Source organism: Bradyrhizobium sp. BR 10289, from assembly GCF_019455385.1.
In the GTDB taxonomy this organism is placed as follows: Bacteria; Pseudomonadota; Alphaproteobacteria; order Rhizobiales; family Xanthobacteraceae; genus Bradyrhizobium.
Genome location: NZ_JACOFR010000003.1, coordinates 115,660 through 140,605, shown reverse-complemented (window position 1 = coordinate 140,605; position 24,946 = coordinate 115,660). Strand labels below are relative to the sequence as shown.

General features: G+C 64.8%; 24 protein-coding genes. 14 read left to right on the top strand and 10 right to left on the bottom strand.

Annotation, left to right across the window (positions count from 1 at the left end; all coding sequences use genetic code 11):
- The first annotated feature begins 10 nt into the window (after positions 1–10).
- The 10 genes from HYH08_RS07295 (at position 11) to HYH08_RS07250 (ending at position 9,493) form a co-directional block, all read left to right on the top strand.
- Complete coding sequence (locus HYH08_RS07295) at positions 11–1,666, top strand: nitrite/sulfite reductase (RefSeq protein ID WP_220009090.1); 1,656 nt, start codon at positions 11–13, stop codon at positions 1,664–1,666.
- Positions 1,653–2,168 (top strand): DUF934 domain-containing protein, encoded by a 516-nt coding sequence (locus HYH08_RS07290; protein WP_220009089.1) that lies wholly within the window; start codon positions 1,653–1,655, stop codon positions 2,166–2,168. The genes HYH08_RS07295 and HYH08_RS07290 overlap by 14 nt, the downstream gene beginning before the upstream one ends.
- Positions 2,165–2,896 carry a phosphoadenylyl-sulfate reductase gene (locus HYH08_RS07285; RefSeq protein ID WP_220009088.1) on the top strand — a complete coding sequence of 244 codons (732 nt, stop codon included), beginning with the start codon at positions 2,165–2,167 and terminating at the stop codon, positions 2,894–2,896. Before HYH08_RS07290 ends, HYH08_RS07285 begins: the two co-directional genes overlap by 4 nt.
- Positions 2,897–3,008: 112 nt before the next feature.
- Positions 3,009–4,022 carry a sulfate ABC transporter substrate-binding protein gene (locus HYH08_RS07280; RefSeq protein ID WP_220009087.1) on the top strand — a complete coding sequence of 338 codons (1,014 nt, stop codon included), beginning with the start codon at positions 3,009–3,011 and terminating at the stop codon, positions 4,020–4,022.
- A gap of 37 nt (positions 4,023–4,059) precedes the next feature.
- A complete protein-coding gene (gene cysT, locus HYH08_RS07275; RefSeq protein WP_220009086.1) occupies positions 4,060–4,896 on the top strand; it encodes a sulfate ABC transporter permease subunit CysT in 837 nt (278 codons plus the stop codon).
- Between the two features lie 10 nt (positions 4,897–4,906).
- Positions 4,907–5,830 (top strand): sulfate ABC transporter permease subunit CysW, encoded by a 924-nt coding sequence (cysW, locus tag HYH08_RS07270; protein ID WP_220009085.1) that lies wholly within the window; start codon positions 4,907–4,909, stop codon positions 5,828–5,830.
- Entirely contained in the window at positions 5,820–6,857 is a 1,038-nt protein-coding gene (locus tag HYH08_RS07265) for a sulfate/molybdate ABC transporter ATP-binding protein (protein WP_220009084.1), read from the top strand. The genes cysW and HYH08_RS07265 overlap by 11 nt, the downstream gene beginning before the upstream one ends.
- 92 nt (positions 6,858–6,949) lie before the next feature.
- Complete coding sequence (locus HYH08_RS07260; protein ID WP_220009083.1) at positions 6,950–7,450, top strand: CAP domain-containing protein; 501 nt, start codon at positions 6,950–6,952, stop codon at positions 7,448–7,450.
- A 77-nt stretch (positions 7,451–7,527) separates the two neighbouring features.
- Positions 7,528–8,703: a DUF3734 domain-containing protein gene (locus HYH08_RS07255; protein WP_220009082.1), complete on the top strand. Its 1,176-nt coding sequence runs from the start codon at positions 7,528–7,530 to the stop codon at positions 8,701–8,703.
- 1 nt (position 8,704) lies between these two features.
- Positions 8,705–9,493 (top strand): 3-hydroxybutyrate dehydrogenase, encoded by a 789-nt coding sequence (locus HYH08_RS07250; RefSeq protein ID WP_063694203.1) that lies wholly within the window; start codon positions 8,705–8,707, stop codon positions 9,491–9,493.
- A 54-nt stretch (positions 9,494–9,547) separates the two neighbouring features.
- On the opposite strand, the gene HYH08_RS07245 is transcribed toward HYH08_RS07250, so the two are convergent.
- The 5 genes from HYH08_RS07245 to HYH08_RS07225 are packed head-to-tail and all read right to left on the bottom strand — an operon-like array spanning position 9,548 to position 15,373.
- Positions 9,548–10,252, bottom strand: a complete 705-nt coding sequence (locus HYH08_RS07245; protein WP_220009081.1) for an ABC transporter ATP-binding protein — start codon at positions 10,250–10,252, stop codon at positions 9,548–9,550.
- Positions 10,239–12,116: a branched-chain amino acid ABC transporter ATP-binding protein/permease gene (locus HYH08_RS07240; RefSeq protein ID WP_220009080.1), complete on the bottom strand. Its 1,878-nt coding sequence runs from the start codon at positions 12,114–12,116 to the stop codon at positions 10,239–10,241. The genes HYH08_RS07245 and HYH08_RS07240 overlap by 14 nt, the downstream gene beginning before the upstream one ends.
- Positions 12,113–12,988 (bottom strand): branched-chain amino acid ABC transporter permease, encoded by an 876-nt coding sequence (locus HYH08_RS07235; protein ID WP_220009079.1) that lies wholly within the window; start codon positions 12,986–12,988, stop codon positions 12,113–12,115. Before HYH08_RS07235 ends, HYH08_RS07240 begins: the two co-directional genes overlap by 4 nt.
- A gap of 9 nt (positions 12,989–12,997) precedes the next feature.
- Positions 12,998–14,317 carry a substrate-binding protein gene (locus tag HYH08_RS07230; protein WP_220009078.1) on the bottom strand — a complete coding sequence of 440 codons (1,320 nt, stop codon included), beginning with the start codon at positions 14,315–14,317 and terminating at the stop codon, positions 12,998–13,000.
- 33 nt (positions 14,318–14,350) lie between these two features.
- Positions 14,351–15,373 carry a carbon-nitrogen hydrolase family protein gene (locus HYH08_RS07225; protein WP_220009077.1) on the bottom strand — a complete coding sequence of 341 codons (1,023 nt, stop codon included), beginning with the start codon at positions 15,371–15,373 and terminating at the stop codon, positions 14,351–14,353.
- A gap of 137 nt (positions 15,374–15,510) precedes the next feature.
- Between HYH08_RS07225 and HYH08_RS07220 the strand changes: the two genes are divergently transcribed.
- Positions 15,511–16,485 (top strand): LysR family transcriptional regulator, encoded by a 975-nt coding sequence (locus tag HYH08_RS07220; protein WP_220009076.1) that lies wholly within the window; start codon positions 15,511–15,513, stop codon positions 16,483–16,485.
- A gap of 6 nt (positions 16,486–16,491) precedes the next feature.
- Here HYH08_RS07220 and HYH08_RS07215 read toward each other — a convergent pair whose 3' ends face one another.
- Together HYH08_RS07215 and HYH08_RS07210 are read right to left on the bottom strand one after the other, a co-directional pair.
- The gene (locus tag HYH08_RS07215; protein WP_220009075.1) at positions 16,492–17,868 is read right to left on the bottom strand and encodes an oligosaccharide flippase family protein; all 1,377 of its coding nucleotides are present in this window, start codon (positions 17,866–17,868) and stop codon (positions 16,492–16,494) included.
- 226 nt (positions 17,869–18,094) lie between these two features.
- Positions 18,095–18,934, bottom strand: coding sequence for a protein-disulfide reductase DsbD domain-containing protein (locus HYH08_RS07210; RefSeq protein ID WP_220009074.1), 840 nt, complete (start codon positions 18,932–18,934; stop codon positions 18,095–18,097).
- 142 nt (positions 18,935–19,076) lie between these two features.
- Between HYH08_RS07210 and HYH08_RS07205 the strand changes: the two genes are divergently transcribed.
- Positions 19,077–19,721, top strand: coding sequence for a YqgE/AlgH family protein (locus HYH08_RS07205; RefSeq protein WP_220009073.1), 645 nt, complete (start codon positions 19,077–19,079; stop codon positions 19,719–19,721).
- 166 nt (positions 19,722–19,887) lie between these two features.
- On the opposite strand, the gene HYH08_RS07200 is transcribed toward HYH08_RS07205, so the two are convergent.
- Positions 19,888–20,775 carry a TauD/TfdA dioxygenase family protein gene (locus tag HYH08_RS07200; protein ID WP_220009072.1) on the bottom strand — a complete coding sequence of 296 codons (888 nt, stop codon included), beginning with the start codon at positions 20,773–20,775 and terminating at the stop codon, positions 19,888–19,890.
- 115 nt (positions 20,776–20,890) lie between these two features.
- A complete protein-coding gene (locus HYH08_RS07195; RefSeq protein ID WP_220009071.1) occupies positions 20,891–21,670 on the bottom strand; it encodes an SDR family NAD(P)-dependent oxidoreductase in 780 nt (259 codons plus the stop codon).
- Positions 21,671–21,769: 99 nt separating this feature from the next.
- Between HYH08_RS07195 and HYH08_RS07190 the strand changes: the two genes are divergently transcribed.
- Both HYH08_RS07190 and HYH08_RS07185 read left to right on the top strand, forming a co-directional pair.
- Positions 21,770–22,507 carry an SDR family NAD(P)-dependent oxidoreductase gene (locus HYH08_RS07190; RefSeq protein ID WP_220009070.1) on the top strand — a complete coding sequence of 246 codons (738 nt, stop codon included), beginning with the start codon at positions 21,770–21,772 and terminating at the stop codon, positions 22,505–22,507.
- Between the two features lie 102 nt (positions 22,508–22,609).
- The gene (locus HYH08_RS07185) at positions 22,610–22,984 is read left to right on the top strand and encodes a CsbD family protein (RefSeq protein WP_220009069.1); all 375 of its coding nucleotides are present in this window, start codon (positions 22,610–22,612) and stop codon (positions 22,982–22,984) included.
- Positions 22,985–23,141: 157 nt separating this feature from the next.
- On the opposite strand, the gene HYH08_RS07180 is transcribed toward HYH08_RS07185, so the two are convergent.
- Positions 23,142–24,833, bottom strand: a complete 1,692-nt coding sequence (locus HYH08_RS07180; protein WP_220009068.1) for an SGNH/GDSL hydrolase family protein — start codon at positions 24,831–24,833, stop codon at positions 23,142–23,144.
- Between the last annotated feature and the right edge of the window lie 113 nt (positions 24,834–24,946).

The following is a 24,946-nucleotide window of genomic DNA, read 5'->3' as shown; positions in this document are numbered from 1 at the left end:
GCATTCGCTGATGTACGCTTACGACGAAATCGACCGCACGCTCGTCAACGAGCGCGTCTCGGAGTTCCGCGACCAGGTGAAGCGCCGCCTTTCCGGCGAGCTCACCGAGGATGAGTTCAAGATCCTGCGCCTCCAGAACGGTGTCTATCTGCAACTGCACGCCTACATGTTCCGTGTCGCGATTCCCTACGGCACGCTGGCGACGAACCAGTTGCGGGCACTGGCTCATGTCGCGCGCAAATACGACCGCGGCTACGGCCATTTCACCACGCGTCAGAACATTCAGTTCAACTGGATCAAGCTCGCCGAGCTGCCGGACGCGCTGGAAGATCTTGCCAAGGTCGGCATCCATGCGATGCAGACCTCCGGCAACAACATGCGCAACGTCACCTCGGACCAGTGGGCCGGCGTCGCGCCCGGCGAGATCGAGGATCCCCGCATCTGGTCGGAGCTGATCCGCCAGCACACCACGCTGCATCCGGAATTCTCGTTCCTGCCCCGCAAGTTCAAGATCGCGATCACCGCGTCGGACCATGACCGCGCCGCGATCAAGATCCACGACATCGGCCTGAAGCTTATCAAGGACGAGAAGGGCGAGACCGGCTTCGAGGTGCTGGTCGGCGGTGGTCTCGGCCGCACGCCGTTCATCGGCAAGACCATCAAGCACTTCGTGCACGGCCGCGATATCCTCAGTTATATCGAGGCGATCCTGCGCGTCTACAATCAGTATGGCCGCCGCGACAACATCTACAAGGCGCGCATCAAGATCCTGGTGCACGAGCTTGGCATCGAGAAATTCTCGCGCGAGGTCGAGGAGGAGTGGCAGCAGATCCGCAACTCCTCGCTCCAGATCGACGATGAAGTGATCGAGGACATCCGCTCGCGCTTCACCTATCCCGCTTACGAGAAGCTGCCGCACATGCCGGACGAGCTGCGGCAGGCCGCCGCAGACGCGGACTTCGAGGCATGGCGCAAGAACTCGGTCGCGCCGCACAAGGTGCAGGGCTATTCCATCGTCACCATCTCGCTGAAGCCGATCGGCAAGCCTCCGGGCGATGCCACCGCTGAGCAGATGGACGCGCTGGCCGATCTCGCCGACAAATATTCGTTCGGCGAAATCCGCGTCGGCCACGAGCAGAACCTGGCGTTGCCGCACGTCGCCAAGCGCGATTTGCCGGCGCTGTGGAAGGCGCTCGACAAGCTCGGCCTGGCGACGCCGAACGTCAATCTGATCACGGACATCATCGCCTGCCCGGGTCTGGACTATTGCTCGCTGGCCAATGCGCGGTCGATCCCGATCGCGCAGGAGCTGACGCGGCGTTTTGCCAACCACGAGCTGGCCAATCTGATCGGCCGCCTCCACATCAACATCTCCGGCTGCATCAATGCCTGCGGCCACCACCATGTCGGCCATATCGGCATTCTCGGCGTCGAGAAGAACGGCGAGGAGGTCTACCAGATCACCATCGGCGGTCGTGCCGACGAGGGCGCCGCGCTCGGCAATCTGATCGGCCCCGGCGTCAAGTTCGACGAGGTCGCCGACGTCATCGAAGACGTCGTGGAGGCCTATCTTGCTCTGCGCGAGCGGCCCGAAGAGCTGTTCATCGACACGGTGAAGCGGCTCGGCGTCGAACCCTTCAAGGAGCGCGTCTATGCCACTCGTTAACGGCGGAAAAATCGTCGACGATAGTTTCGTCAAGCTGGCCGTCGACACGCCGCTGCCTGAGAGCGGTGACATCCTGGTGCCGGCCGAGCGCTTCCTGAGTGATGCCGAGGCATTGCTCAAGCGTGCCGGCAAGGTCGGCGTGATCTGGCCGAACAACCGCGACATCGCCGAGCTCGTGCCGTATCTCGGCAAGGTCGCCGCGGTCGCGCTGGTGTTCCCGAGCTTCCGCGACGGACGCGCTTATAGCCAGGCGCGGCTGCTGCGCGAGCGTTACAACTACCGCGGCGAGCTGCGCGCGACCGGGCAGGTGCTGCGCGACCAGTTCGTGTTCATGCTGCGCGCCGGCTTCGATTCCTTCGAAGTCAAGAAGCAGGCTGACGCGGAAGCCTTCATGCAGACCGCGAAGCGCTATTCGGTGTTCTACCAGCCGACCGGCGATGGCCGCATCACGGCGCTGCACCGGCGCATGCAACTGCGTCACTCCGAAGGTGTCGGCACGTGAACGCCATCGCGCCTCAGGTTTCGTCGACGCCGGTCGCTACGCTGCCTTCCGCGGCGGAGCTTGATCGCGCCTTGCGCGATGCTTCGCCCGCAGAGATCATCGCCGCGGCGCTGAAGACGGTCGGGCGCGAGAAGCTGGCGCTGGTGTCGTCGTTCGGGACGGAATCGGCGACGTTGCTCAAGGTGATGACGGATGTCGATCCCGCGATCCCCGTGATCTTCCTCGACACCGGTTGGCTGTTCGAGGAGACGCTGGCCTATCGCGATACCCTGATCGAGGCGCTCGGCCTGAAGGACGTTCGCTCGATCAGGCCGGCGGAGGAAACGCTGTCGCGCGAGGATCCCGATCGCGACCTCTGGTTCTCCGATCCCGATGCCTGTTGCCGTATTCGCAAAGTGGAGCCGCTGGCGCGTGCGCTAAAACCGTTCGATGCCTGGCTCAACGGCCGTAAGCGCTTTCAGGGCCATGCGCGCACCGATATTCCCGTGGTCGAGGAAGATGGTGCGCGGCTGAAGTTCAATCCGTTCGCCAATGTCTCGCGCGAGGAGCTCGAGGCGATCTTCGTCCGCGCCAAATTGCCGCGTCATCCGTTGGCTGCGTCCGGTTTCCTGTCAGTTGGGTGTATGCCTTGCACGAGCAGAACAGCCGAGGGCGAGGATGCGCGCGCAGGTCGCTGGCGCGGCCGGGCGAAGACAGAATGCGGCATCCACACGATGAAGACTTCGTAGCACAGTCTGGTTGCGCGCGTTCAAACAAGAAAATCCGGTTCCGTTGACTTGAACGCGTTTCACCTTGAGTTATGCGCGCAGGCCATCGACGACGCTGAAGTCGTCGAGGCGAATGGAGATGGACATGATGCGCCGTATCGTTCCGCTCGCGGCAGGATTGCTCGTGACAGGCTTGCTGGCAAGCTCGGCTCTCGCCGCTGACATCAATCTTTTGAACGTGTCGTATGATCCGACGCGTGAGCTCTATGTCGACTTCAACAAGGCATTCGCAACCGCCTATCAGAAGGAAACCGGCAAGAGCGTCGAGATCAAGCAGTCGCATAACGGTTCGGGCGCGTCCTCGCGCAGCGTCATCGACGGCCTGCCGGCGGACGTGGTGACGCTCGCGCTCGCTTACGACATCGATGCGATCGCGGCCAAGGGATTGACCGCGGCCGACTGGCAGAAGCGCCTCCCGCAGAATTCGTCGCCCTATACGTCGACCATCGTGTTCCTGGTCCGCAAGGGTAATCCGAAAGGCATCAAGGACTGGGATGACCTGATCAAGCCGGGCGTCGCCGTCATCACGCCGAACCCGAAGACATCAGGTGGCGCGCGATGGAATTATCTCGCGGCCTGGGGCTACGCTGAGAAGAAATTCGGTTCGGCCGACAAGGCCAAGGACTTCATCGCCAAGCTCTACCAGCAGGTGCCGGTCCTCGACACCGGCGCGCGCGGTTCGACCGTGACGTTCGTCGAGCGCGGCGTCGGCGACGTGCTGCTGGCCTGGGAGAACGAGGCCTACCTCGCCTTGAAGGAATTTGGCCCGGAGAAGTTCGAGATCGTCGCGCCGCGCCAATCCATCCTTGCGGAGCCGCCAGTTGCGGTGGTCGACAAGGTCGTCGACAAGAAGGGCACCCGCGGCGTGGCTGAAGCCTATCTCCAGTTCTGGTATACCAAGGAAGGGCAAGAGATCGCCGCGCGCAATTTCTATCGCCCGCGCGACGCCGAGATCGCCAAGAAGTATGAAAATTCCTTCGCCAAGGTCGAACTATTCACCATCGACGACGTTTTTGGTGGTTGGACCAAGGCGCAGAAAGAGCATTTCGCCGATGGCGGTGTCTTCGATCAGATCTACAAGAACTGATCGGGCGCTGTCTTAGGCGGCTTTAGCAGGGGGCCTGGTGAGCGCAATCGCAGCACGACGCCGGACATTGCCGGGCTTCGGTCTCACGATGGGACTGACGCTGTCCTGGCTGTCCGTCATCATCCTGATTCCGCTCGCCGGGCTGTTCTTGAAATCGCTCGAGCTCAGTCCCGAGCAGTTCTGGAACATCCTCTCCAGTCGCCGCACCCTGAACGCGCTGCGAGTCTCGTTCGGGCTCGCCTTCGCGGCGGCCTGTGTCAATCTGGTGATGGGCAGCATCATCGTCTGGGCGCTGGTGCGCTACCGCTTTCCCGGCCGGCGCATCTTCGATGCCATCGTCGACGTGCCCTTCGCGCTGCCGACGGCGGTTGCAGGCGTCGCGCTGAGCTCGCTGTTCGCCGAGAAGGGTTGGCTGGGCGCACCACTGGCCGCGCTCGGCATCAAGGTGGCGTTCACGCCGGTCGGCATCTTCGTCGCCATGATCTTCATCGGTATCCCCTTCGTGGTCCGCACGGTGCAGCCGGTGCTGCAGGATCTCGACCCCGAGATCGAGGAGGCCGCGGGCAGCCTCGGCGCCAGCCGCTGGCAGACCATCATCCGCGTGATCCTGCCCTCGCTCGCGCCGGCGCTGCTCACGGGGCTTGCGCTCGCCTTCGCCCGCGCGGTCGGCGAATACGGTTCGATCATCTTCATCGCGGGTAATCTGCCGAACGTCTCGGAGATCGCGCCGCTCTTGATCGTGATCCGTCTCTCCGAATTCCGCTACGCCGATGCGACTGCGATTGCGGTCGTGATGCTCGTCGTCTCCTTCGTCATCATCTTCGCCGTCAACCGGCTCCAGCGCTGGGCGCAGAGCCGGATTCCGGCGCGCTGAGGGGGATGCAATGACGATGCAGATCGCAGATTCCGTCTCGCTCTCGGCCTCCGACGCTGAGGCACGTGCAAAGGCACGCGCGCATGCGGCGGCCGCGCGGAACAATCTCCGTACCGAACCGCGTGCGGTGCGCATCACCATCATCACGCTGGCGGTGCTGTTCCTCACGGTCTTCGTCGTGCTGCCGCTGGTGGTCGTATTCGCGCAGGCGTTTTCGCGCGGCATCCTTGCCTATTTCGCCGCACTGGCCGATCCGGAAGCATTGTCCGCGATCCGGTTGACGCTGCTGGTTGCCGCGATCTCGGTCGGCCTCAATCTCGTCTTCGGCCTTGTCGCCGCATGGGCCATCGCCAAATTCGAATTCCCCGGCAAGACCTTCCTGATCACGCTGATCGATTTGCCATTTTCGGTGAGCCCGGTGATATCAGGCCTCGTCTTCGTGCTGCTGTTCGGCGCGCAGGGCTATTTCGGCGGCTGGCTGAGGGATCACGACATCCAGATCCTGTTCGCGGTACCCGGCATTGCGCTCGCGACGACCTTCGTGACCTTCCCCTTCGTGGCGCGCGCGCTGATCCCGCTGATGCAGGAGCAGGGCACGCAGGAGGAGGAGGCCGCGATCTCGCTCGGCGCCTCGGGTCTGCAGACCTTCTTCCGCGTCACGCTGCCCAACATCAAATGGGGCGTGCTCTACGGCGTCCTGCTCTGCAATGCGCGCGCGATGGGCGAATTCGGCGCGGTCTCGGTCGTCTCCGGCCACATCCGCGGCGAGACCAACACGATGCCGCTGCTGGTCGAGATCCTCTACAATGAGTACCAGTTCGTTGCTGCTTTTGCGATCGCCTCGCTGCTCGCGATGCTGGCGCTGATCACGCTGATTGCGAAGACCATCCTCGAACGTCACCTCGACGAAGGACACGACGTCAATGACAATTGAAGTCAAAAATCTCGTCAAGAAGTTCGGCAGCTTTGCCGCGCTCGACGGCGTCGATCTCAAGGTCAATGACGGCGAGTTGCTCGCGCTGCTCGGGCCCTCGGGCTCCGGCAAGACCACGCTGCTGCGCATCATCGCCGGCCTCGACTGGCCGGACGCGGGCGAGGTCTCCTTTAACGGCGAGGACGCGCTGGCGCAGGGCGCGCGCGAGCGCCATGTCGGCTTCGTGTTCCAGCATTACGCGCTGTTCCGCCACATGAGCGTGTTCGAGAATGTCGCCTTTGGTCTGCGCGTGCAGCCGCGCGCCGTTCGCAAAGACGAGGCGACGATCCGCGCGCGCGTCAAAGAGCTGCTCGATCTCGTCCAGCTTGACTGGCTCGCCGACCGCTATCCGAGCCAGCTCTCCGGCGGCCAACGCCAGCGCATCGCGCTCGCCCGCGCGCTCGCGATCGAGCCGCGCATTCTCCTGTTGGACGAGCCCTTCGGCGCGCTCGATGCCAAGGTACGAAAAGAGCTGCGCAAATGGCTGCGCTCGCTGCATCACGAGATTCACGTCACCTCGATCTTCGTCACCCACGACCAGGAGGAGGCGCTCGAAGTAGCCAACCGCGTCGTGGTGATGGACAAGGGCAGGATCGAGCAGATCGGCTCACCTGACGACGTCTACGAGACTCCGGCGACCGCCTTCGTCCACGGATTCATCGGCGAATCCATCGAGCTGCCGGTCCAGGTCGAAGGCGGCGTCATCAGGCTCGGCGACCGCCCCCTCAATCTTGCAGCAGACGGCCTGGCGCCTGGCGCGTCAAAACTATTCGTGCGGCGACATGACATGCTGGTCGGCCCGCCCGGCAGCGGCGCCTTGGAGGGCGCGGTCCAGCATGTCCGCAATTTCGGTCCGGTGCAGCGCGCCGAGGTCGCCCTGTCAGGCGGCGAAACCATCGAGATCGACGCCCCCCGCGACAGGGAACTGCGCGCCGGCGATACGATCGGCCTCAATCCCCGCCGCTACCGGATATTTGCGGGCGCCTGAGCGGCCTCCGACAGCTCGAATTTTCCTCAAAATTCACCTTTCAGCCACGGTTGGTATGCAACAACGGCCCCTCATTTGGGGGGCCACTCAACATGCGCGCTGCGGCCGCAATTCTCATCACTTTGCTGCTCGCCGGCTGCGCCGGCAGTGAGCCGCCGGTCCAGCAGCCGTCGATGTATGCCGACATGTCCATCCCGGGCTCCAAGCTCGATGCGCCGGCGGCGGCGATCATGATTTCGCAGTACCGCCAGAACAACGGCCTCGGCACTGTCGTGGTCGACCCCGATCTGATGCGCCTCGCCGAATCCCAGTCCAATGCCATGGCCGCCGCCAACAAGATGGACCATGACGTCCGCGCGCCCTTGGCCAAGCGGCTTGCCGCCGGCGGCTATCCCGCGACGGTTGCGGTCGAGAACATTTCGGCCGGCTATCATACGCTGGCGGAAGCATTTTCCGGCTGGCGCGACTCGCCTCCGCACCGGGCTAACATGCTCAAGGGCGGTGTCACAAAATTGGGCATTGCGGCGAGCTATGCTCCGGGCACCAAGTACAAGGTGTTCTGGACCATGATCCTGGCCTCGACGGAGCGATAAGCCAGACTTGATCCCGGGATGCATTGACGCCGCGGCAGGGTGTCGCCACGGTGGCTCGGCATTGCTATTGTTCCCCGATGACAGATCATAGCCCGGAATCTCCCAGCGTCCCCGCGAATGCGCAGCGCGTCCTCGTTCTTCAGGGCGGCGGCGCGCTCGGCTCGTACCAGGCCGGTGCGTTTCAGGCGCTGTGCGGCTACGGCTTCGAGCCGGAATGGGTCGCCGGCATCTCGATCGGCGCGGTCAACGCCGCCATCATCGCCGGCAATGAGGGCCACACCCGCGTCAAGCGGCTCAAGGAATTCTGGGAGATGGTCTCCGCGCCGGTGCCGTGGAAGCCGATCGGCAAGAGCGACCACAGCCGCGAGCTGTTCAACTCCACCAGCGCGGCGCTGATCGCGACCTTCGGCGTCCCCGGCTTCTTCGTCCCGCGCGTGCCGCCCGCGCCGATGTGGCCGCCCGGCAGCCCGCAGGCCGAAAGCTATTACGACACCTCCCCGCTGAAGAAGACGCTGGAGCGGCTGGTCGATTTCGACCGCATCAACGACCTCAAGACGCGCTTCTCCGTCGGCGCCGTCGGCGTCACCTCGGGCAATTTCAAATATTTCGACAATTACGAGTTCAAGAAGCTCGGCAAGAAGATCGGCCCCGAGCACATCATGGCCTCCGGCGCGCTGCCGCCGGGCTTTCCGTCCGTTGTCATCGACGGCGAGCATTACTGGGACGGCGGCATCGCCTCCAACACACCGCTCGACTATGTGCTGGATGCCGAGCTCGATCGCGACATGCTGATCTTCCAGGTCGACCTGTTCAGCGCCCGCGGCGACCTGCCGAACTCGCTGCTCGAGGCGACCGAACGCGAGAAGGACATCCGCTTCTCCAGCCGCACGCGGATGAACACCGACAAGAACAAGCAGCTCCACAACGCCCGCCGGGCGGTGCGCGACCTGATTTCCAAATTGCCCGATTATCTCAAGAACGACCCTTCCGTCGAATTCCTTGCCAAGGCATCTCGTGAGAGCACCGTCACGGTGGTGCACCTGATCTACCGCAGCAAGAACTACGAATCCTCGTCCAAGGACTACGACTTCTCGCATGTCGCCATGGTCGAGCATTGGGAAAGCGGCGTGCGCGATGTGCATCTGTCGATGCGCCACAAGGACTGGCTCGAACGGCCGCAGTCCGGCGAGACCATGGTGACCTACGATCTCACGGGGGACGTCACCGCACCCCCGCCAAAAAGGAGCGAATAAGATGGGTACTCTGTCAGGCAAGAACGCCGTCGTCACAGGTTCGACCAGCGGCATTGGCCTTGCCTATGCGCGCGCCTTCGCGGCCGCCGGCGCCAATGTCGTCATCAACGGTTTCGGCTCGCCGGAGGACATCGAGAAGGAACGCGCCAAGATCGAGTCCGATTTCGGCGTGAAGGCGGTCTACTCGCCCGCCGACATGACCAAGCCGGCCGAGATCGCCGGCATGATCGCGCTCGGCGAGAAGAGCTTCGGTTCGGTCGACATCCTCGTCAACAATGCCGGCATCCAGTTCGTCTCGCCGATCGAGGAGTTTCCGGTCGAGAAGTGGGACCAGATCATCGCGATCAATTTGTCCTCGGCCTTCCACGCCATTCGCGCCGCCGTACCCGGCATGAAGAAGAAGGGCTGGGGCCGCATCATCAACACGGCCTCGGCGCACTCGCTGGTCGCCTCGCCGTTCAAGTCGGCCTATGTCTCGGCCAAGCACGGCATCGCCGGTCTCACCAAGACCGTGGCGCTCGAGGTTGCGACCCACAAGATCACCTGCAACTGCATCAGCCCCGGCTATGTCTGGACGCCGCTGGTCGAGAAGCAGATCCCGGATACGATGAAGGCGCGCAACCTCACCCGCGAGCAGGTCATCAACGACGTGCTGCTCGACGCGCAGCCGACGAAAGAGTTCGTGACGTCCGAGCAAGTCGCGGCATTGGCGCTGTTCCTGTGCGGCGACGATGCCGCGCAGATCACCGGCACCAACCTGTCGATCGACGGCGGCTGGACGGCGGAGTAGTTCGGCTCGCTGCATTGTGCGTGGTGAGGCTTGTCCTCCCGCGCACGATGCGCGTCAGGCGCCAACGCCGAGGAAATCCCGTGCCAGGTCAGGGTTGGCGGTGAGCTCGGCCGAGGTCCCTTCGAACACCACATGGCCGTTGTTGAGGCCATAGACTCGGGTGGCGAAGCTGAGCGCCGCCGCGACGTTCTGCTCCACCACGATCATGGTGCGCCCCTCGCGGGCGAGGCCGGCGGCAATGTTGACGAGGTCCCGTACGATCAGCGGCGCCAGCCCCTCGAACGGCTCGTCGAGCAGGATGATGCGGGCGTCCCGGATCAGCGCGCGCGCGATGGACAGCATCTGCTGCTCGCCGCCCGAGAGTGTCCGTCCAAGCGATTTGCGGCGCTCCTTCAAACGCGGGAAAACCCCGTAGATGCGCTCGAACGACCACGCGTTCGGAGCGGTCAAGGCCGCGATGCGCAGGTTCTCCTCCACCGTCAGCCCGCCAAAGATCGCGCGCTCTTCGGGAACGAGCTGCACGCCCATATTGGCGATGGCCGAAGGGGCGAGCCCGTTGATCGGCGTTCCGTCGAGGCGGATCGTGCCGTTCTTCGGCGCAAGCACGCCCATGATCGAGCGCAGAGTCGTGGTCTTGCCCGCGCCGTTGCGGCCGAGCAGTGCCACGACCTCGCCTTGCTCGACCCTGATCGACAGGTCGAACAGCACGTGGGAATCGCCATACAGGGTGTTGATGCGCTCGACTTCAAGCAGGCTCATGTGCGTGAAGCCCTCCGAGATAGGCGTCCTGGACCTGCTGGTTGCCGCGAATCTCGTCGGCGGAGCCGTCGGCCAGCAGGCGGCCCTCGTAGAGCACGGTGATGCGCTCGGCGAGGCCGAAGATCGCGTCGAGGTCGTGCTCGACGATCACGATGGTGCAGGTCTGTGCGATGTCGCGGATCAGCGCGCAGGTCGCGGCGCGCTCCGACGGGCTCATGCCGGCAAGCGGTTCGTCGAGCAGCAGCACCTTCGGGCTCGTTGCCAGCGCCATGCCGATCTCGAGCCGCCGTTTCTCGCCATAGGCGAGGATGTGCGCCGGCGTGTCGGCGCGTGCGGTGAGGTCGAGCAGCGCCACGATGGCATCGATCTGCGCCTCCACCTCCGGCAGGCTGTCCGCGGCACGCAGCAGGTCGATGCGCAGTGGGCCGCGGCGGCGCGCAAGCGCGGCAATGCGCAAATTCTTCCGCACCGTGAGGTTCGGGAACAGCTGGTTCAACTGGTTCGATTTCGCGATGCCGAACTGCGCGGCGCGGCTGACGCCGTGGCCGGTCACATGGGCGCCGAACAGCAGCACATGGCCCGAGGTCGGGCTGACCTCGTCGAGCAACATCTTGAACAGCGTGCTCTTGCCTGCGCCGTTCGGCCCGATCACGGCATGGATGGAGCCGCAGCGCACCTTGAAGGAGACGCCATCGACGGCCTTCAGGCCGCCATAGTGCCGGGCGAGTCCGCACGCTTCAAGCGCAATGGCGCTGTCGCCGGTGACGGGCGATGCCAGCGGCAGCGTAGCGTCGCCATTCCGGCTCGCTGCCGTCTTTGTGGCGCTCCCGCCCGCTTCGATCGCCTCGGTCACGGCTTCCGCCGCCTGCCGCAAGCCGAGCGTCCGGCGCTCCATCCACCAGTGGATGATCTCGCCGCAGATGCCGCGGCGCAGGCCCACGACCAGCACGATGAAGGCGATGCCGAGCACCAGCTTCCACAGCGTGGTGAGGCCGGGAATGAGCTGCAGATTATCGCGTAGCCACAACCAGACCGCGGCGCCGACCAACGGCCCTATCAGGGTGTTGGCGCCGCCGACGATGGTCTGGACCACGAGCTGGCCCGATGTCTCCAGCGAGAACGCATCCGGCGGCATGTAGCTCTGGAAGGAGCCGAGCAGGCCGCCGGCCAGCCCTGCATAGAGCGCGGCGATGACGAACGCGGTGAGCTTGTAGGCCGGCACGTTGTGGCCGAGCATGGCGACGCGCGCCGTGTTTTCCTTGATCGCGAGCAGGATCGCGCCGACCGGCGAGCGGGCGATGCGGCGGGCCAGCACGTAAGCAGCGAAGAAGATCACCGCGAACAGCACATACATCGGCATCCCCGCGCCGATCCTGATGGCGTGCCCGCCAAGGCCCAGCACCGGCACCGGCACGCCGGGAATGCCGTTCTCGCCGCCGGTGTAATGAGACAGCGGCGAATTCTCGATGAAATAGGCCATCTGGCCGAAGGCAAGCGTGATCATGGTGAAATAGATGCCGATCCGGCGCACGGCGAGCCAGCCGACGACGAGGCCGAAGACGCCCGCCGCGATCGTGCCGGCGACGAGCGCGAGCCACACGCTCGTCAGTGCTCCCGACACCAGCAGATACGCCGTGACGAAACCGCCGACGCCGTAGAACGCCGCCTGGCCGAACGACAGGAGGCCGGCGAGGCCGAACAGGATATCGAAGCCGAGCCCGAACAGGCCCCAGTTCAACACGCGCGTCAGCATGTCGACCGAGAAGCCGAGATGTGGCAGCAGAACGGGCGCCGCAATCAGCGTGCAGAGAATCGCAAGCTCCGGAATGTGGCTCTGCGGCCCGCCCGATCGCGCCTTGCTCATACCCGACCTTCCGAGCCGAACAGGCCCTGCGGGCGCAGCACCAGGAGCAGCGCCATCAGCGCATAGAGCATCACCTCCGAATAGGAGGAGTTGAACGCGCTGGTGAGGCTGACGATCTCGCCGGCGATCAGGCCGCCGACCACCGCGCCCGGAAACGAGCCGAGGCCGCCGAGCACGATCACGACGAAGGATTGCGCCATGAAGTTGGCACCCATGTCGGGCGTGACCGCGACGACGGGCGCGTAAAGCATCCCGGCAAGCCCGACCGCGACGACGCCGATCGCGAACACCAGCAGGAACGTACGGCGCAGATTGATGCCGAGAATGCCGACCATGCGCGGATTTTCGATTCCCGCCCGGACGACGAGGCCCATCGAGGTGCGGTAGAGCACCAGATAAAGTCCGGCCAGCAGCATCGCGATGATCGCGATCAGCTGGAGACGGTAGGTCGGATAGATCAGGAAGCCGAGCTGGGTCGCGCCTTGTCCCCATGACGGCGTCGGCACGCGTTGCGCGTTGCCGCCGAAGATGGCTCGCACGCACTCGACAAGCACGATGCCGACGCCATAGGTCACGAGGATCTGATCCTCATGCGGCCGGTCGTAGAACAGGCGGATGATGACGCGCTCGAGCAGGAAGCCCAGCACCAGCATGAAGCCGCAGCCGATCACGATCGCGACCAGGAACGACTGGGTGTATTGCAGAAGCACGAAGGCCGCGTAAGCGCCCACGGCGAACAGCGCGCCGTGAGCGAAATTCAGCACGCCGAGCGTGCCCAGAATGATGGTCAGTCCGCTGCTGACGAGCGCCAGCAGCGAACCGAGGGCGAGGCCGTTGAAGGCCTGCGAGGCGAGGGCGGGCCAGCTCGGCATGGTCGCGGCTCAGGTATAGGGGCCGAGCTTGCAGCCGAACAGGTCCGGCGGGTTCATCACGCTTTCGCCCTCGGCGACGTCGACGATTTCGTAATAATCCTCGGGCCCCTTCATGTCGGCTGGCGCTTTGCCGCGCAGGATCGGGATCGGACGCACCATCTGGTGATCCTCGGCGCGGAAATAGACCTTGCCGATCGTGGTCTCGTAGGGTTGCTCCTTCGAGGCCTCCATCGCCTTGATGATTTCGACCGGGTTGAAGCTCTTCACCCGCTCGACCGTCAGCGCCCAGAGATAGGTCTGCATGTAGCCGATATGCGCGCCCCAGCGCGGATGATATTTGTTCTGCGCGACGAAGGCGTCGACGAAAGATTTCGCCAGCGGATAACGGTCCGACAGCGTCCACCAGAAGTCGCAACTCCCATAGACGCCCTGCATGATCTCGGCGCCGAGCTCCTTGTCCTGGAACGAGGACAGGTTCGGCACGACCAGCTTCATCTTCTTCAGAACGCCGAACTGCTCGGCCTGCTTGGTCGAGGCGACCGCATCGGCACCGAAGGCGATGTTGACGAACACGTCGGCGCCGCTGTTGGCGATGTTGAGCAGCGCCGAGGAATAGTCGGTTGTGCCGAGCGGGACCACTTCCTTGGCGACCTGCTGCCAGCCCTGCTCCTTGGAGAATTTTGCGAAGCTGTCATACACCGTGTGGCCGTAGGTGTAGTCGGGCACCAGGAACGCAGTCTTGGCGCTCTTGCCAAGTGCCTTGGCAACGACGGGCGCAAGCGCCTTCGCGGCCATGTAGGCGTTCTGCTGCGAGCGGAAGCCGTAGCGCTGGCAGTTCTTGCCGGTGATGTCGTTGGAGCCGGCGATGCCGACCATGTAGAGCACTTTTTCGCGCGAGCCGAGTTCTTCCAGCGCGATCGCGCTGGCGCTCGACACCGAACCGGCCAGCATGATCGCCTTGTCGCGCTGGATGAATTGCGTCGCGCTCTGCACGTCGAGATTGGGCTTGCCTTCGGTGTCGGACACCTTGTAGCGGATCTGCCGGCCGAGCACGCCCTTGCCTTGCAAACCCCACTTCTTTGCGGCGTCGCTGCCCGCGTTGATTTCTGAAATAGCAAGCTCGTAGCCGAGCTTGAGGTCGCCGCCGTCGCCCGAGAACACGCCGGTGAGCGGAATGGTCAGCCCGACGAACACGGAGTCCGCGGTGACGCCGTCCGGGAAGGTGCCGATGCTGGCCGGAGTCTGGGCCCATGCTGTGCTGGTTGGAAGCATCAGACCGGCGGCGGCGCCGGCGCTTCCGAGCAGGATCTGACGACGGTCAAACTTCATGACTCACCTTCCATGGTTGGAGACAGGCCAGGCTCACAGGCCGGCATCGATGTGATCGCTTGCCGCGTCCGGCTGTGTCGCGGCGCCCCCGGTGAACGACACCGGGTTGAGCCGGCGGCGGTCGACCTTGAGATCGAAAATGTCAAAACGGTTGTAGTAGCCGACGACGTCGTGAAACTGCTTCGGCTCGACACAGCGGTTGAGGTCGATGTCGGCGTAGAGGATGCCTTCGTCGTCGCGCAGGCTGTCGCCGATCTGCTCCCCGGTCGGATCGAGGAAGAAGGTTTCCGCGCGGGGTGTTGCGTCCAGTACCGCGGCGGTGGACGAGTCACGCGCCACCAGCATGTCGCGCGCGGCCTTGTCGAGCACGCCCGCGGTGACGAGGCCGAATACCTTGGCTTCGAAGCAATGCGCGGCGGCACGGATTCGGGTTGCGGCGGCGATGTGGTAGTTGCCGCCGCCGGCCGGCCGGCGCGTTGGCCACACCGGCGGCCAGCTCGAAATGTGTAACTGCTCACCCTGTGCCATCAGCGAATAGCGTGCCAACGGGTTGGTGTTCTCGCCGCAGATCAGCTGCCCGATCCTGCCGAGCTTGGTGTCGACGACGCGCAGGCCCGCGCCGTCACCGCTGGCCCAGATCAGTTTCTCGTAGAAGGTCGGCACCAGCTTGCGATGGTGGTTGAGGATCTCGCCGTCCTCGCCGATCAGGAGGTTGGCATTCCAGATGGCGCCGACGCTCGCCGGCGACTTCTCGCTGATGCCGATCGACACGACGATGCCGAGCGCGCGCGCTTCGTCGCGGATCGCCTTGATCTCGGGGCCATCGACCAGCACCGACTGGTCGGCCATGCGCACGAACAGATCGTGATTGTCGATCGGAGCCCAGAGCGCAGCCCACACCGGGAAGGCGGGAATGAACGTCTCGGAAAAGGCCACGATTTCCGCGCCGGCGGCGGCTGCCTCACGGATGAGCGAGATTGCCTTTTTTGTGGTCGCCGAACGGTCGAGAAACACCGGCGCGGCGTGCACCGCGGCGGCCTTGAAGCGGGGAAGCATGGCTTTGTCCTTGGTTCAGGACAGGCTAATGGCGCCCCCAACACCCCGATACAGAGAATCCTGCAAGACGGCTTGCAGAGGGCGACAATCCGTCCCACCGTGCCTTGCTGGCACAGCGCTTGCTGTCTGGAGGGGCCATGCAGGAGTTCAATTCGCTCGACTGGGACGATCTCAAGATCTTCCTTCACGTGGTGCGCGGCGGAAGCCTTGCCAGCGCGGCCAAGCGGCTACGGGTCGACCAATCCACCATCAGCCGGCGGATCGCGCATCTCGAATGCACGCTCGGTGCGACATTGTTCGAGCGGTCGCCGCAGGGGTTGCGGGTCAACGAGGCCGGCGAGCGGTTGCTCTGCCATGCCGAGCGGATCGAGAGCGCCGTCATCGCGATGCATCAGGACGTGCAGCGCGGCGGCAGCCGGATGGCGGGCCGGGTCAGGCTTGCGACCATGGAAGGCATCGCCTCGCTCTATCTCGCGTTCCGCTTCGCACCGCTGCGGCAGCGTTATCCCGATCTCACCGTCGAGCTTCTGACCTCCCCGCAGGCGGTCTCGGTCAACCGGCGCGAAGCCGATCTCTTCCTGAGCTTCTTCCGACCGCCGGGGCAGGGCATGGTGTCGGAGCGGCTCGGCTGCTTTCAGCTTGGCCTCTACGGTTCGCAGGATTATCTGGCACGTGAAGGCATGCCCGAGCGGCCCGCGGACCTCGCCCGCCACAGTTTTGTGACCTATATCGACGATCTGATCCAGCTCGATTCCGTGCGCTGGCTCGATGATGTCGTCCGCAATCCGCCGGTCAGCTTCCATTCCAACAGCATGATCGCGCAGATGAACGCGGCGGCCGGCGGCATCGGCCTCGTGCTGCTGCCGAGCTTCGCAGTGGCCGGCCGCAGCGATCTGGTTCCGGTGCTGCACGAGAAAATGTCGACGACGCGCGACGTCTGGATCAACGTCCACGGCGATCTCCAGTTCGTGCCGCGGATCCGCGCGGTCTCGAGCTATCTCAAGGCGATGTTCAAGGCCGATCCGCTGATGCAGGCGGACACGTCGGGCCGCAAGATGCTGGATGCGCTGCTGGTCGCAGATGCCGGGACCGTGGCGTTGCAGAACGGCTGACCTGCGTCAGTCGGTGCGCCTTCCGAACGCCAGCACGTGCAGGCCGAGGCGCTGGCGCACGATCCAGAACAGCAGCACGGTCTCGAAGCTGAGCGAGATTGAGGTCGCCGCCGCCGCGCCATGGCCGCCGTAGCGCGGCACCAGCGCGATGCAGAGCACGACGTTCATCACGAACGCCAGCGCGTAGGCGAGCGCGCAGATCTTCTGCTGACCCAGCATGTTGAGCAGCCGCTCGACGGGTCCGATCGCGGAGCGCACCACGAGGCCGATCGCGGCGACGAACATGATGTCGTAGCCGACCGTGAATTGCGGCCCGAACAGCCAGAGCAGCGGCTTGCCCAGTGCGAGCAGCACGATGGTCGCCGCCAGTGACGGCCAGAACGTCCAGTTGATGGCGTATGCGACATAGGCCGATAGCCGCGCCTTGTCGCCGGCCGCGTTGTATTCGGCAAAGCGGTGCGCGGTCGTTGCCGACATCGCGTAGTGGATGAAGGAGACCAGCGCCAGCGTCTTCACCACGGCGAAGTACACGCCGACCTCGCCGGACGGACGGAACTGCTGCAGCACCAGCACGTCGGTGTAGGAGAGCAGCAGGTAGAAGCTCTCGACCAGCAGGATCGGCAGAGACACCGCGAGCCAGCCGCTGATGTCGTAGGCCTTCACCCCCGGCGCGATGTGATCGGCCAGCTTGCGGTTCAGCACGACCATTTGCCCGGTCATCGCGATCCAGACGGCGCCGGCGCTCGCGACCATCGCGGCGACCGCGCCGAGATGATAGCCGAGCAGGAAGGCGATAGCCGTGATGCCGATGATCAGCGCCTGGCGAATGATGAATTGCGGCATCAATCCGAGCTGCATCCAGTCATGCGAGCGCGCGATACCATCCTGGGTGTTGGCGACGACGAAGGCCGGCAGCGTCATGCAGCCGATATAGAGGGGCAGCTCTTCGGCCGGATCGACCCAGGGCGACAGCAACCTGACGAGGCCGGCGAGGGCGAGTGAGACCAGCGCGGAGACGGCAAAGGTCAGCCAGCGACTGCCAGAGAGAAAGCCGCGCAGCAGCGCCTGATCGCCGCTGCTGCGGTACTCCGGAATGATCTTTTGCGCGGAGGCCGAGATTCCGAAATCCATCATGCTGCCGAGCAGCAGCACCCAGGTCCAGACATAGACATAGATGCCGTAATCGGACGTCCCCATCCAGCGCGCCAGCAGCACCTGCGAGACGTAGGCAAGGCCTGCGCTGATGACGCGGATGATGAAGATGGTGCCCGCCAGCCGCCGCGTCAGCGACGCTTCGCTCGAGCCGCCCGCAAGCTTCCCGCGCAGCCGTGCGATGAGGGCCGCAGGTCCGGTCGTTGCAGGTTCTGCATCCACTACAGCCACGAAGAATCCCCAGGGCAATCCGCACGCTGCGGCAGGCTTGATGCGGTCGCCCTTGGACTAGCAACCATTCGTTAAGATTCGGTTGGATGGCGGGCTGTGGCTCCAACCAACAGTGTCGTCCCGGACAAGCGTCAGCGCAGATCCGGGACCCATACCCGACAGCTGGATTGGAGGCGAGGGCAGTACAGCTCACTCCGCGCGGTCCCGGCTGCCGCGCAAGCTCGCCTCACTCCAAATTCGTATTGAACTCGTACGACTTCTCCGGACCGACCAGCGTGAACTTCAGCGCCGCTCCCTCGGGCTTGGCGCCCGGCGGCAGCCCATCGAGCTCGAACGAAAACCGCCTCACGCCAGCCGGGCTCTCCTTGACCGGCTCCGGGATCGGCAGCGCCCAGTCGAGCGTCGGTCCTTCCACGAACAGATTGACGTTACGGCTGTCTGGCACGACCACGTCGACCACCACGTTCTTCGGCCCGTCGCGCTTGACGTCGCGGATGGTCAGCGGGTTGGGATCGCCGATATTGGCGGGCTTGGGCACGGTGTCGAGCGCGGCACGCAAATTGGCGTCTTCGGTCGAGGCGACGCTGTTGAAGCCGAGCTCGGCATTGGCCTCGACGGGAATGCAGAGCTTTTCGCACACCGCGTAATTGATCTCGGCGCGCAAGGTCACCGGCTTGTCGGCGGCCTTGGGCACGATGCGCAAGGGTAGCACGATCTGGTCGTGATAGCCGATCGAATGGCCGCCCGCGCCGTCGTCGAATTTCAGCGGCGCCGGCCACATCACTGTCACCGCCTCGACATTGTCCGACTTCGAGAAGTCGAATCGCGGCGGGACGCCGGAATCGCCCGGCATGCGCCAATAGGTTTTCCAGCCCGGCTGCAGCTGGAAGGCGATGCCGCCGAGCAGCACCGCGCCGCTGCGCGAGCCCGCCAGCAACCGGACCGCGGAATGCCCGTCGCGCTGCCAGGGCGAGCTATCGTCGGCACGGGCCGCGATCGCCAGCGACGACGCAAGCAGGGTTGTCGCGACGCCAAGCACCGCACGCAGGGGAACTTGTGTGAGCATGGCACGTCTTTACAGGGTCACCCCGGGCCAAACCATTGAATTGCTTGTGATGGATGCACTGGAATCAGGTCCCTGCAAGCCTTGATTTGACACCAGCCCGGCCCGACATCAGGATAGGAATTGAAACCGGAGTGCTTCAACGATGGCTCCCACAGGCAAGAGGACGGGCGAAAGCACCCGCGGGGCGGGCCCCGCGCTGCCCAACTCGGCCGGTTATCTCGACGGCCGGCTGCTGATCGCGATGCCCGTGATGGGCGATGCGCGCTTCGAGCGCTCGGTGATCTATCTCTGTGCCCATTCGGCCGAAGGCGCCATGGGCATCATCGTCAATCATCCGGCCGGCAGCATCGACTTCCCCGAACTGTTGCAGCAGCTCGGCATCATCAAGAAGGGCGAGCACATCAAGCTGCCCGGGAACGCGGAAACCATGAAGGTGCTGCAGGGCGGTCCCGTCGATACCGGCCGCGGCTTCGTGCTGCATTCCAGCGATTTCTATATCGAGAATGCGACGCTGCGGATCGACGATGGCGTCTGCCTCACCGCGACCGTCGACATCCTGCGCGCCATCGCCAACGGCTCCGGCCCCAAGCACGCCATCCTCGCGCTCGGCTATGCCGGTTGGGCGCCAGGCCAGCTCGAGACCGAGATCCAGAGCAACGGCTGGCTGCATTGCGATGCCGATGCGGATCTGATTTTCGGCGACGACGTCGACGAGAAGTACGGCCGGGCATTGCGGAAGATCGGCATCGATCCCGGCATGCTGTCGAACGAGGCGGGGCACGCGTAAGCGGCCTCTCTGCTGTCTTAGCATCACCCACTGCTGTCATGCCCCGGCTTGACCGGGGCATCCAGTATGCCGCAGCCCATCGGCTCCATCACAACCGTCTCGGAGTACTGGATCGCCCGGTCAAGCCGGGCGATGACATCGTTTGCTGAGCCGCGCTGTGCCGCCCCTACTCCGCCGCCTGCTGCTGCACCGTCGGCTCCGTCCCCGCCACCGTCGCCCGGCGCATGTCGCGCGGTTGCGACTGGTCGTAGCGGCGGACGCGGTGCATGGTCTGGCGGTTGTCCCACATCACGAGGTCATGCAGCTTCCATTTGTGGACATAGACGAACTCGGGCTGCGTCGCGTGCTCGGTGAGGTCGCGCAGGAGCAGCCGTCCCTCCGGCACGCTCATGCCGACGACCTTGCCGGCATGCGATGACAGATAGAGCGACTTGCGGCGATGTACCGGGTGCGTCCGCACCAGCCGCTGCAGCACCGGCTTGAACATCTGCTTCTCGTCCTCGGTATATTCGGTGAAGCCGAGCGATCCCCGCGAATACATCAGCGAGTGCTCGCAGACGAGGTCGTCGATCTCCGCCTTGGTCTCGTCGTCGAGCGCGTCATAGGCCGCGCGCATGTCGGCGAATTCGGTGTTGCCGCCCTTCGGGTTCACCACCCGCGCCGACAGCAGCGAGAATTTTGCCGGGATCGGCCGAAACGAGCTGTCGGAATGCCACAGGCAATTGCCGAGGTTGAACAGATGCGTGCGGCTGTCTTTGGCCAGCGGCTTGCCGTCCTTGCCGAGATTGGAGACGTCGTTGAGGCCCGACTGGAGCCGGTAGTCCTTCTCCTTGGTCACGGTGCCGCCGCGCGCATCCTCGCGCTGGCCGAAATTGAGCGCAAACGCCATCTGCTGCTCGTCGGTGATGTCCTGGTCGTGAAAGACGAGCACCGCGTACTTGTCCATGGCGGCCTCGACCTCGCGCGCCTCGTCCGGCGTGAGCGGCTTGCGCAGATCGAGGCCCGACACCTCGCCGACAAAATGTTTGTGAAGCTGCCGAATGGCGATCGTCATGGCGTTTCTCCCGGGCGTGCGAGCGGTTGGTCCCGCTCTGTCGGTAAAAAAGCTACTCCCGCTCTTGGCATTGTCAACGCTCGCTGCGCATGGCTGCCCGTAGTCCGGATGCTGCTTAGGCGTTTCGCGCCATCAGCCCGCCATCCACCGGGATCACAGCACCGGTGAGGAAGGACGCGGCCGGCAGGCAAAGGCTCAGTGTCATGTGCGCGACTTCCTCGGGATCGCCGTAACGGCCGAGTGCAGTGCGGCGCTTGGCGTAGATGGTCTTGTGCTCCTCCGAGATGCGGTCGGTGATGGCGGTGCGGATCGGCCCCGGGCAGATGCAGTTCACCGTGATGCCTTCGCGGCCAAGCTCCACCGCGAGCGAGCGTGTCAGGCTGGCAACGCCACCCTTTGCCGCGGAATAGGGGCTGTGCAGCGCAGTCGCACCGAGCGCTTCGGTCGAGGCAATGTTGACGATGCGCGGGTTCTTGGACTCGCGCAGATGCGGCAGCGCGGCGCGGATGATGCGCGGATGCGCCGTCAACATCACCGCGATGCCTCTGGCCCAGGCGTCTTCATAAGCCTCGTCATCGATTCCGACGCGCACGGAGATGCCGGCATTGTTGACGATGATGTCGAGCCCGCCGAAATGAGCCGCGACATCACCGACCACGCGCTTGATCTCGCCGCTATCGGCGACGTCGAGCTTCCAGGCCTCCGCCAAACCGCCGCTCGCCGCGATCTCTCTGGCGACCGCATGCGCGCCTTGCGCGTCATGATCGGTGACGGCGACGTTCGCACCCTCGGCCGCGAACACGCGCGCGGTGGCCCGGCCCATGCCGCTGGCCGCGCCCGTGACGAGAACGGTCAGCCCCTTCACCGACCTGCTGAGCTGCTTGAACTCGGACATGCTGTTTCCCCGCGGCGTCTTGCTTGTTGTTATGAGCTTGACAAGGCTGGCATCGATCCGCAGACAGGTCAAACAAGCAAGACAAATGGGGAGGCCGCGATGCCTAACGAGCTGGATTTCTCAGGCAAGCAGGTGCTGGTCGTCGGTGGTTCCAGCGGCATCGGCAACGGCATCGCGCAGGCCTTTCGCAGCAGGGGCGCAGCAGTCGCGGTTTGCGGCACGCGCGCCCAGCCGGCGGAATATCATGCGGAGGAAGGCTCCGATCTCACCGGTCTTGCTTACGCGCAGCTCGACGTCAGCAACCCCGCTGCGATCGAAGCCTTCAGGCCGTCCTTCGACCGGCTCGATATCCTCGTGCTCGCGCAAGGCGCTGTGATCTATCGTCGCGGTGAGTTCGAGATGACCGGCTTCCGCAAGGTCGTCGAGGTCAATCTGATGAGCCTGATGGCGTGCGCGACTCGGTTTCATTCCATGTTGCGGGATGCGAAGGGCGCGCTGATCATGGTATCCTCGACCGCGGCGTATCACTCCACCATGGGCAACCCCGCCTACAACGCCTCGAAGACCGGCGCGGTCGGATTGACGCGCACGCTCGGCGAGGCCTGGGCCGAGGACGGCATCCGCGTCAACGGCATCGCACCCGGCCTCGTCGACACCAAGATGACGAAGGTGACGATCGACAATCCAAAACGGCTCGAAGGCGCGTTGTCGCGGATCCCGCTGCGGCGATTGGGCACGCCGGCCGACATGGCGGGCGCAGCCCTGTTCCTGGCTTCGCCGCTGTCGTCCTACATCATCGGGCAGACGCTGGTCGTGGACGGCGGGTTGATCTTGTAGGTGCTCCATCTGTGCACCTTCATCCGCCCTACACTTTCGTCATCGCTTGGAACCCCGCCCCTCCTGGTCGGTTACTTGGGCAGACCCCCGAGGAGGAGCACCATGGATACGGATCGGATTGTCGGATCAGCCAAGGATTTCGCTGGACGCGCGGAAAGCGCAGTCGGCGACATCGCAGGTGATGCCAAGACCCAGGCATCGGGCAAGGCGCGCGAGGCCGCAGGAACCGTGCAGAATCTCTACGGCCAGGCGAAAGACGCCGTGCGCGATGCCGCCGACACGGCGACAAGCTACGCCAAGGACGCCTATGACAAGCCGGCGGAAACCTTGCGTGACGGTTCGCAGGCGATTGTCCAGAAGGTGCAGGACAACCCGCTCGGCGCGCTGCTCGTGGCCGGCGGCATCGGCTTTGCGCTCGCCCTGCTGATGTCACGCCCGGCGCGTCGTCCGCCGCCGCGCTGGCGTTATTACGGCTAGTCGTCGCAGCTCGATCTCTCGTGCCCCGGACGCAATGCAGCGTGGAACGCTGCGTTGCTGAGCCGGGGCCCAATCCTTTTGTGATGTTGGTAGGAGCAGGGTCCCGGCTCTGCGCAGCAACGCTTCGCGCTGCGCCGCGTCCGGGACACGAGATCTGCTATCGAACTTCCGCCGAGCGCCCGACATTACCCGGCGGACGCGGGATGCCAGGGTTCGGATTCGGATTGCGCGGCCCTGGCGCCGGCGCCAATTGACGCGGCGCGGGCTGCTGCTGCGGCGAACCGAAACCAAAGAAATTGCCAAACGATGGCTGGGTCTGCGCCGGCTGCTGCACCACCGGCGGCTTCTTCGGTGCAAGCTTCTGCGGGGCGACCGCCGCGGCGGCACCCGGTGAGCCCGGAGCAGCACCGCCGTCAGGCGTCGCGGCCATCGGCGTGTCACCCTTGGCCTGCTCGCGGCCGACTTCGCGGCGCGGCCAGGCGTAATCGTCGGCGCGGCCGGCGGGCGCGGCCAGCGGTTCACCCTTCACCATCGTTCTTGCTGCGAGTGCATCGACGGCGGCGGGACGCGAGCCCGGTCCGCCCAGCAATTGATCGGTCGAGATCGAGGCCGCGACCAGCGGCACGATGGGACCTGCCAGTGGTCGCGGCGCCGGCTTGCCGGGCTCGGCACTGGTGTCGGGTGTCGCCGGCTCGCTCGGCAGCGCGATCGGGCCGGAGCGGCCTGCCAACAGGCGCGTGATCTCGCGCTCGACATAGTGCGCGAGCTTTCGTGCGCCCGGCTTGGTGAAGTAGACGCCGTCGCCGCTGCGCAGCTGGCGAATCTGGCCTTCGAAATCCGGGCCCTTCTGCAGGAAGCGGCCGGCTTCGTCGACAAAGCCGTCCCAGACGTCGACATAGGTGATGCCGGCCTTGGCCGCGCCTTCGCGGTAGAGCGAATCCAGGAACAGCATGTCCGCGGTGCCCTTGGGGCCACGGATCGCGGGCAGGCCGACCCAGAGCACCGGAACGCCCTTGGCTTTGAGAACGTTGGCCAGTTCCTCGATCTTCTTGCCGTAGAGCTCGACCCAGCGCTCATCGCGGAATTCGTAAACGCCATTTGGATTACGCGCAGCCTTTTCGGGCGCGGCCGCCGGCGCGTCGGCGTTATCGGCATCGTCCTGCGGCAGGTCGGTATCCGCCGCCGGTTTGTCGTCCGGCTTCGCGGCGGCGTCCGGCTTCGCGTCAGCCGGTTTGCCTTGCGGCTTGGCCCGCGCGCCCTTGTCGTTCTTCTTCTCTTTGTCCTTGTCCGCCGGCTTGTCGGTGACGGGCTCGCGGATCGAGATGCGGTCATTGAGGCCGAGCATGACGACGATGACGTCGGGCTTCTCGGTCTCCAGAATGCCCTTGGCCGCGGCCGCCCAGTCCGAGGGCTCGCCCTTCGGCTGGTACTTGATCAGGCCGGACGTGGTCTTGTGCTTGCGGATCACGCCCATGTCGGGCTGCTCGGTGTAGGCGTCTTCCAGGCCGTAGGCGAGCCAGTCGGCCATGGCGTCGCCGATCACCAGCACGTTCTTGTCCGGCGTGGTGTCGCGCTTGGCTGGTGCCGGCGCACGCGAAAAATCCTGGCGCGGCGCCTGCGGCTGTTGCTGCTGGAATGGCGCAAAGAAGTCGCCGCCAAACCAGCCGCCACCTCCGCCGTTGCGCGGCGGCGGGGCTTGGCGCTGTGGCGGGCCGCCGAAACCGGGGAAGTTGAAGAACTGAGCCGAGGCGGGTCCCGCGATCCCGACCAGAATCGCAAGCGCCGTCCCCAGCGCGATCAACGGGCCGGTTTCGGTCAGCGCCTTGAAGAACGACTTTGGCTTCGACATGCGATCCCGGGCACGCGCGATGGGGGGCGGAATGAGGCGGTTATAATAACGGAATCGGGCGCCAAACGGGCAAATTCTCTTGCAGATTCTTGGGGCCATACACGGCCGATCGG

Excerpts from the sequence above, each read along its gene's own strand:
- HYH08_RS07295 (WP_220009090.1), top strand. The coding sequence starts at position 11 with ATGTACGCTTACGACGAAATCGACCGCACGCTCGTCAACGAGCGCGTC.
- HYH08_RS07290 (WP_220009089.1), top strand. The coding sequence starts at position 1,653 with ATGCCACTCGTTAACGGCGGAAAAATCGTCGACGATAGTTTCGTCAAG.
- HYH08_RS07280 (WP_220009087.1), top strand. The coding sequence starts at position 3,009 with ATGGAGATGGACATGATGCGCCGTATCGTTCCGCTCGCGGCAGGATTG.
- cysW (WP_220009085.1), top strand. The coding sequence starts at position 4,907 with ATGACGATGCAGATCGCAGATTCCGTCTCGCTCTCGGCCTCCGACGCT.
- HYH08_RS07265 (WP_220009084.1), top strand. The coding sequence starts at position 5,820 with ATGACAATTGAAGTCAAAAATCTCGTCAAGAAGTTCGGCAGCTTTGCC.
- HYH08_RS07260 (WP_220009083.1), top strand. The coding sequence starts at position 6,950 with ATGCGCGCTGCGGCCGCAATTCTCATCACTTTGCTGCTCGCCGGCTGC.
- HYH08_RS07255 (WP_220009082.1), top strand. The coding sequence starts at position 7,528 with ATGACAGATCATAGCCCGGAATCTCCCAGCGTCCCCGCGAATGCGCAG.
- HYH08_RS07250 (WP_063694203.1), top strand. The coding sequence starts at position 8,705 with ATGGGTACTCTGTCAGGCAAGAACGCCGTCGTCACAGGTTCGACCAGC.
- HYH08_RS07245 (WP_220009081.1), bottom strand. The coding sequence starts at position 10,252 with ATGAGCCTGCTTGAAGTCGAGCGCATCAACACCCTGTATGGCGATTCC.
- HYH08_RS07240 (WP_220009080.1), bottom strand. The coding sequence starts at position 12,116 with ATGAGCAAGGCGCGATCGGGCGGGCCGCAGAGCCACATTCCGGAGCTT.
- HYH08_RS07235 (WP_220009079.1), bottom strand. The coding sequence starts at position 12,988 with ATGCCGAGCTGGCCCGCCCTCGCCTCGCAGGCCTTCAACGGCCTCGCC.
- HYH08_RS07230 (WP_220009078.1), bottom strand. The coding sequence starts at position 14,317 with ATGAAGTTTGACCGTCGTCAGATCCTGCTCGGAAGCGCCGGCGCCGCC.
- HYH08_RS07225 (WP_220009077.1), bottom strand. The coding sequence starts at position 15,373 with ATGCTTCCCCGCTTCAAGGCCGCCGCGGTGCACGCCGCGCCGGTGTTT.
- HYH08_RS07220 (WP_220009076.1), top strand. The coding sequence starts at position 15,511 with ATGCAGGAGTTCAATTCGCTCGACTGGGACGATCTCAAGATCTTCCTT.
- HYH08_RS07210 (WP_220009074.1), bottom strand. The coding sequence starts at position 18,934 with ATGCTCACACAAGTTCCCCTGCGTGCGGTGCTTGGCGTCGCGACAACC.
- HYH08_RS07205 (WP_220009073.1), top strand. The coding sequence starts at position 19,077 with ATGGCTCCCACAGGCAAGAGGACGGGCGAAAGCACCCGCGGGGCGGGC.
- HYH08_RS07200 (WP_220009072.1), bottom strand. The coding sequence starts at position 20,775 with ATGACGATCGCCATTCGGCAGCTTCACAAACATTTTGTCGGCGAGGTG.
- HYH08_RS07195 (WP_220009071.1), bottom strand. The coding sequence starts at position 21,670 with ATGTCCGAGTTCAAGCAGCTCAGCAGGTCGGTGAAGGGGCTGACCGTT.
- HYH08_RS07190 (WP_220009070.1), top strand. The coding sequence starts at position 21,770 with ATGCCTAACGAGCTGGATTTCTCAGGCAAGCAGGTGCTGGTCGTCGGT.
- HYH08_RS07185 (WP_220009069.1), top strand. The coding sequence starts at position 22,610 with ATGGATACGGATCGGATTGTCGGATCAGCCAAGGATTTCGCTGGACGC.
- HYH08_RS07180 (WP_220009068.1), bottom strand. The coding sequence starts at position 24,833 with ATGTCGAAGCCAAAGTCGTTCTTCAAGGCGCTGACCGAAACCGGCCCG.